This is a genomic window from Streptomyces sp. S3(2020), from assembly GCF_013044505.1.
GTDB lineage: Bacteria > Actinomycetota > Actinomycetes > Streptomycetales > Streptomycetaceae > Streptomyces.
In genome coordinates this window covers 1-5,371 of the sequence record NZ_JABERD010000371.1, presented here as the reverse complement: position 1 = coordinate 5,371, position 5,371 = coordinate 1, and the positions used below count along the sequence as shown (strand labels likewise).

3 protein-coding genes and 2 pseudogenes are annotated in these 5,371 nt (G+C 72.1%); 3 read left to right on the top strand and 2 right to left on the bottom strand.

The annotated features are described in order from the left end of the window. Positions 1–185: pseudogene (locus HLK59_RS47840) on the top strand (adenosylhomocysteinase); the annotation flags it as partial. A gap of 325 nt (positions 186–510) precedes the next feature. Here HLK59_RS47840 and HLK59_RS47835 read toward each other — a convergent pair. Together HLK59_RS47835 and asnB are read right to left on the bottom strand one after the other, a co-directional pair. Continuing rightward, a complete protein-coding gene (locus tag HLK59_RS47835) occupies positions 511–2,142 on the bottom strand; it encodes an AMP-binding protein (protein WP_171147964.1) in 1,632 nt (543 codons plus the stop codon). After that, positions 2,142–3,980, bottom strand: a complete 1,839-nt coding sequence (gene asnB, locus HLK59_RS47830) for an asparagine synthase (glutamine-hydrolyzing) (RefSeq protein WP_171147963.1) — start codon at positions 3,978–3,980, stop codon at positions 2,142–2,144. The genes HLK59_RS47835 and asnB overlap by 1 nt, the downstream gene beginning before the upstream one ends. 172 nt (positions 3,981–4,152) lie before the next feature. On the opposite strand from asnB, the gene HLK59_RS47825 reads away from it, so the two are divergent. Both HLK59_RS47825 and HLK59_RS47820 read left to right on the top strand, forming a co-directional pair. Further along, positions 4,153–4,845, top strand: coding sequence for a uridine kinase (locus HLK59_RS47825; protein ID WP_171147965.1), 693 nt, complete (start codon positions 4,153–4,155; stop codon positions 4,843–4,845). An 81-nt stretch (positions 4,846–4,926) separates the two neighbouring features. Then, a pseudogene (locus HLK59_RS47820) lies at positions 4,927–5,097 on the top strand (hypothetical protein); the annotation flags it as partial. Between the last annotated feature and the right edge of the window lie 274 nt (positions 5,098–5,371).

The window sequence follows — 5,371 nt, the reverse complement described above, 5'->3', positions numbered from 1 at the left end:
GCCGGCACTCCCTCATCGACGGCATCAACCGGGCCACCGACGTCCTCATCGGCGGCAAGACCGCGGTCGTCTTCGGCTACGGCGATGTCGGCAAGGGGAGTGCGGAGTCGCTGCGCGGACAGGGCGCCCGCGTCATCGTCACCGAGATCGACCCGATATGCGCGCTCCAGGCCGCGATGGCCGCCTACCCCGTACCCACCCCGCCCCAGGCCGCCCGGACCACCCACCACCCCAGCCTCACGACCGGGCAGCCCCACCACCTCGACCACCTGAGCCGACGCCCCGTCCACGGCCGCCAACACCCCAGCCTCACGGCCTACCGGCCCCTCCGCCGCTGCCGCCGCCCCAACCACCCGAGCCGACGACCCGCCCACCGCCACCTGAGCCGACGGCTCGTCCACCGCCGCCGACACGTCGGTCACGCCGCCCGGTCGGGGAGCCGTCAGGGCCGCCGCTTCCCCCGGCGCCCCGGCCTCACGGCCTACCCGCCCCTCCGTTGCTGCCGGCGGCTCAGGCACGTGGTCCTCCCGTCGCCACCGTGTGCGGCAGTTCGCGGCGGGCGAGTTTGCCGTTGGCTGTCAGGGGGAGTTCCGGGACGAGGACGAAGCGGGCCGGGATCATGTAGTCGGGCAGGGCGGCCGCGCAGGCGGTGCGCAGCGCGGCGACGTCGGGGGCGGTCTGGTCGTCGCCGGCCGGGACGACGTAGGCCTGGAGTGCGGTCGTGCGGTCGGAGCCGAGGCCGACGACGGCGGCCCGGCGTACCCCGGGGACCCGGCTCAGCACGGCCTCGACCTCGCCCGGCTCCACCCGGTAGCCGCGGACCTTGAGCTGGTCGTCGATGCGGCCGACGAAGTGCAGCAGGCCGTCCTCCGAGCGCACCAGATCGCCGGTGAGGTAGCCGCGCCGGGTGCCGCCGTCGACGTAGGGAAGCTCCGGGAACCGCTCCCCGGTCAGCCGCTCGTCGCCGAGGTAACCCGTGGCCAGGCAGCGGCCGGTGACGACGAGTTCGGCCTCCTCGCCCTCCGTGAAGGGTCCGAGGACCCCGTCCCGCAGCCGCAGCAGCCCGGCGTCGGCCACGGAGCCGCCGAGCGGCGGATGCGCGGGCCAGCCGGCCGGGTCCGGCGGCAGCCGGTACTCGGTGACGACATGCGTCTCGCTGGGCCCGTACTGGTTGACCAGGGTCGCGTCCAGGCCCGCGAACAGCGCCCGCACCTCGTCGTTGACGACCAGCCGCTCGCCCGCGACGACGACCTCCCGCAGCGCGGGCAGCCGATGGCCGGTCACCGGCACCGCGACGGCCAGCGCGTGCAGGGACGCGACCGGCAGAAAGGCGCGGGCGATGCCGTACCGCTCCAGCGCGGCGGCGAGCAGGAACGGGTCCCGGCGGGTGACGTCGTCGACCACGACCAGCGCCGCGCCCGCGGCCCAGGCGGCCGCCAGCTCCTGGAACCCGACGTCGAACCCGACCGACGCGGCATGCAGCGTGCGCGGCACCTCGCCCCGCTCCCACCCGTCCAGATGCCAGCCGGCCAGCCCCTCCAGGACCACCGGCGGAACGGCCACGCACTTGGGTGTCCCCGTGGAACCGGACGTGGCGACGGCGTAGGCGACAGGACCGCTCCGGTCGGGCACCGGCTCCACGCTCGCACCCGGACCGGACCGCCCGAGCGGCTCGCCCACCCCGGGAACCGACCCTGCGCGCGCGGGCCCCGCATCCGCGACCGAACCTGGACCGCCCCGGCCGGGCACACCGCCTTCCGAGGTCACGCCCAGCGTCCCGATCCCGAGCGTCGTCCCGCCCGGCCCGAGGTCGACGGATACCGAGGCGTCGGTCAACGTCAGCCGGACGTCCGCCGCGTCGGTGATCCGGACCAGGCGTTCCGTCGGCAGCCCCGGGTCCAGGGCGACCACCGCCGCGCCCGCGCGCCAGACGCCGAGCACCGCCGCGCACCGCCACCAGCCGCGCCCCGCCAGCACCCCGACGTACGCGCCGGGCGTCACGCCCCGTCCGGCGAGCGCGGCCGCGATCCCGGCGGAGGCGGCGTCCAGCTGGGCGTAGGTGTACTCGGTGTCCTCGTGCACCACCGCGACCCGGTCCGCGTACGTCTCGCACGCGGCGACGAGCAGTTCGGTGAGCGGCATCAGAGTTCGACCCGTACGCCGGACTCGAACCAGTGGTCCAGCTGCACGGCCGCCTCGATGCTCATCCGGGTCACCCCGGCCCGCAGCCCGTAGGTGGGGTCGGTCAGCACCGACTCGACGCGCGCGGGGTCGAGCAGGTCGTTCACCCGGGCCCCGGGCCGCCCGGTGATCTCCTTCAGCTGGGCGCGCAGCGCGGTGCGGTAGGCGGGGTCCTGGACGGTCGGGTACGGCGACTTCTTGCGCCGGAGCACCGCCTCGGGCAGCAGATCGCGGACCGCGGCCCGCAGCAGGCTCTTCTCCCGCCCGTCGGCGACCTTCATCTCCCACGGCACGTTGTAGACGTACTCGGCGAGTTCGTGGTCGCAGAACGGCACCCGGCCCTCGATGGACGCGGCCATCCCGAGGCGGTCCTTGCGGTCGAGGATGACCCGCAGATAGCGGGTCATGTTGAGGTACGTGATCTCCCGCATCCGGCGTTCGTGCGCGGACTCGTCACCGCTCAGCGGAACCTCGGCGAGCGCCTCCTCGTAGCGGGCCCGCGTGTACCCGGCGAAGTCGAGCTCCCGGTACAGCTCCCGGTCCAGGAGGCCGGACAGGAACTCCATCTGGTGCGAGGCGCCGAGCCACGGGAAGGTCCTGGACTTCACGTAGAACGGGTCGTGGAACCACATGTAGCCGCCGAACAGCTCGTCCGAGCCGTCGCCGGTGAGGGTGACCGTGCAGAAGCGGCGGACCTCCTGGGAGAGCCGGTACAGCGACACGTACATGTCGAGTCCGGCGACCGGCCGCTCGTGGGCGCGCACCACGGCCGCCTGGGCCTCACGGTCGGCGAGGTGGTCCCGGTCGACCAGCAGTTCGCGGTGCTCGCTGCCCAGGTGCGCGGCCATCTTGGCGACGTAGGGGGCGTCCGGGGAGTCGTGGACCTCGTCGGGGCGGAAGTTCTCCAGGTGGTAGGCGAACTCCATGGAGAAGGTCTGGAGCCGGTCGCCGCCGCCGAGGGAGCGGTTGACCAGGGCGCAGACCGCGCTGGAGTCCAGGCCGCCGGAGAGCATCGAGGAGATCGGGACGTCCGAGATCACCTGGCGCCGGACGATGTCCTCCAGCATCTCGCGCACGGTCCGTTCCGTGGTCGCGAGGTCGTCGGTGTGCTCGCGCGGGGTGAAGTTCCAGTAGCGGGCGCGGCGGACGCCGGCGCGCGAGTAGCGGACGACCTCGCCCGGGATCACCTCCCGGATGTGCCGGAACACCGACAGGCCGGGGGTGGGGGTGAAGGACAGCGCCTCCAGCAGTCCGGTCCGGTCCACGACCGGCTCGACCAGGCCGGTGGCGAACAGCGCCTTGGGTTCGGAGCCGAAGGCGAAGCCGTCCGGGGTCTCGGCGTAGAACAGCGGGTAGATGCCGAACCGGTCGCGGATCAGGACGAGTTCCTCGGTCCGTACGTCCCACACGGCGAAGGCGAACATGCCGCGCAGCCGTTCGGCGCAGGCCGGGCCCCACTCCTGGTAGGCGCGCAGCACCACCTCGGTGTCGCTGCGGTCGCGGAACTCGTGGCCGCGGCCGCGCAGTTCCTCGCGCAGTTCGGCGAAGTTGAAGACCTCGCCGGTGTAGTTGAGTACGACGGTCTCGCGGCCGGCAGTGTCGGTGGCGACGGCGGGCTGGTGGCCGCCCGACAGGTCGACCACGGCGAGCCGGCGGGGCACGAACAGGGCTCTCGGAGAGGACCAGTCGCCGACTGCGTCCGGACCGCGCAGGGCGAGTGCGCCACGCATCGACTCGACCAGGTCGGAGCGGTGCGCGAGGTCCTGGGTGAAGGAGACAAGGCCGACTATGCCGCACATGGAAAGAGCGCTCCCAGCGTCGCGTGCAGGGTGACGAAGGCGAGGATCACGCGCGACGCACCCGTGCGTCACCCCGGTTGGCAGCTAGTTGCCAGGTCTGGCACCGCCACTTCACACACGCACGGTGAGGGGTACGGCACCGAAGGTGGCCGCCGGTGTGACGCGCACTGCAATGCCGGTCCGCGGGGTCGATGAACAGCGGGTGAATGCCGCACACTGGTGTCCCGTGAGTTCCCCTTCGTCCATACCGACGCGAGTCGTGCTGCTCTGCGGCCCCTCCGGCTCCGGCAAGTCCCTCCTCGCGGCCCGTTCCGGCCTTCCGGTCCTCAGGCTCGACGACTTCTACAAGGAGGGCGACGACCCGACTCTGCCGCTGGTGGCGGGGAGCTCCGACATCGACTGGGACCACCCCGAGTCGTGGGACGCGGAGGTGGCCGTCGCGGCGATCGTCGAGCTGTGCGGCACGGGCCGTACGGCTGTCCCGCAGTACGACATCTCGCTGAGCGCCCGCACCGGCGCGGAGACCGTCGACATCGGGCGGACCCCGCTGTTCATCGCGGAGGGCATCTTCGCCGCGGAGATCGTGACGCGCTGCCAGGAGCTGGGGGTGCTGGCCGACGCCCTGTGCCTGAGCCGCGGTCCCGTCCAGACGTTCCGGCGCCGCTTCCTGCGCGACCTCAGGGAGGGCCGCAAGTCGGTGCCGTTCCTGCTGCGGCGCGGCTGGCGGCTGATGCGGCAGGAGCGCACGATCATCTCCCGCCAGACCGCGCTGGGCGCCCACGCCTGCGACAAGGACGAGGCGCTCGGTCGTCTCGCGGCGGCCGCGGCGGGCCGCCGTCCGGCGGCTTCGACACCGGCGGGCTGAACGACTTCGGTGCCTTCGCCGTCGTAGGACCATGACGATCAGACGTGGAGCACTGCTCATGACGGCGGCGGCGAGAGCTCGGCCTCCTGCGCGGGGCTGGTGACCTATGACGGACGGGGTTGTCTGCCCACCGAGAAGTCCGTCTTCACCGTCGGCGAGCGGCTGGGCACGGCCACGGTCGAGGAGTGCGCGGACGGCATCGCCGAGAGCATGACCGGTGCGTACGAGGCGGCTCCCATGGCGGCGCGCTGAGCACACACCGAAGCGGGACTGGACGGACCCCCCGGCCCTCCAGTCCCGCTTCTTGGTGCTCCCCCGTGTGCTTCCCCCGTGGTGGTACTTCCCCCGTGTGTTTCCCCCGTGGTGGTGCTGTCTTTTTTTCACATTCTAAGCGCCCGGCGAAGGGAAGAGTGAAGGATCAGGTTTCTGACGTATACGTGAACACAAGTACAATCAATATGATCAGAGCGACGTATAGGCAAACAGTAACAGAGAGAACAGACAAAAACACTGAACACTGAACAAA

Bases quoted from the DNA above. Each gene is read 5' to 3' on its own strand.
- HLK59_RS47835 (WP_171147964.1), bottom strand. From the start codon at position 2,142: ATGCCGCTCACCGAACTGCTCGTCGCCGCGTGCGAGACGTACGCGGAC.
- asnB (WP_171147963.1), bottom strand. From the start codon at position 3,980: ATGTGCGGCATAGTCGGCCTTGTCTCCTTCACCCAGGACCTCGCGCAC.
- HLK59_RS47825 (WP_171147965.1), top strand. From the start codon at position 4,153: ATGCCGGTCCGCGGGGTCGATGAACAGCGGGTGAATGCCGCACACTGG.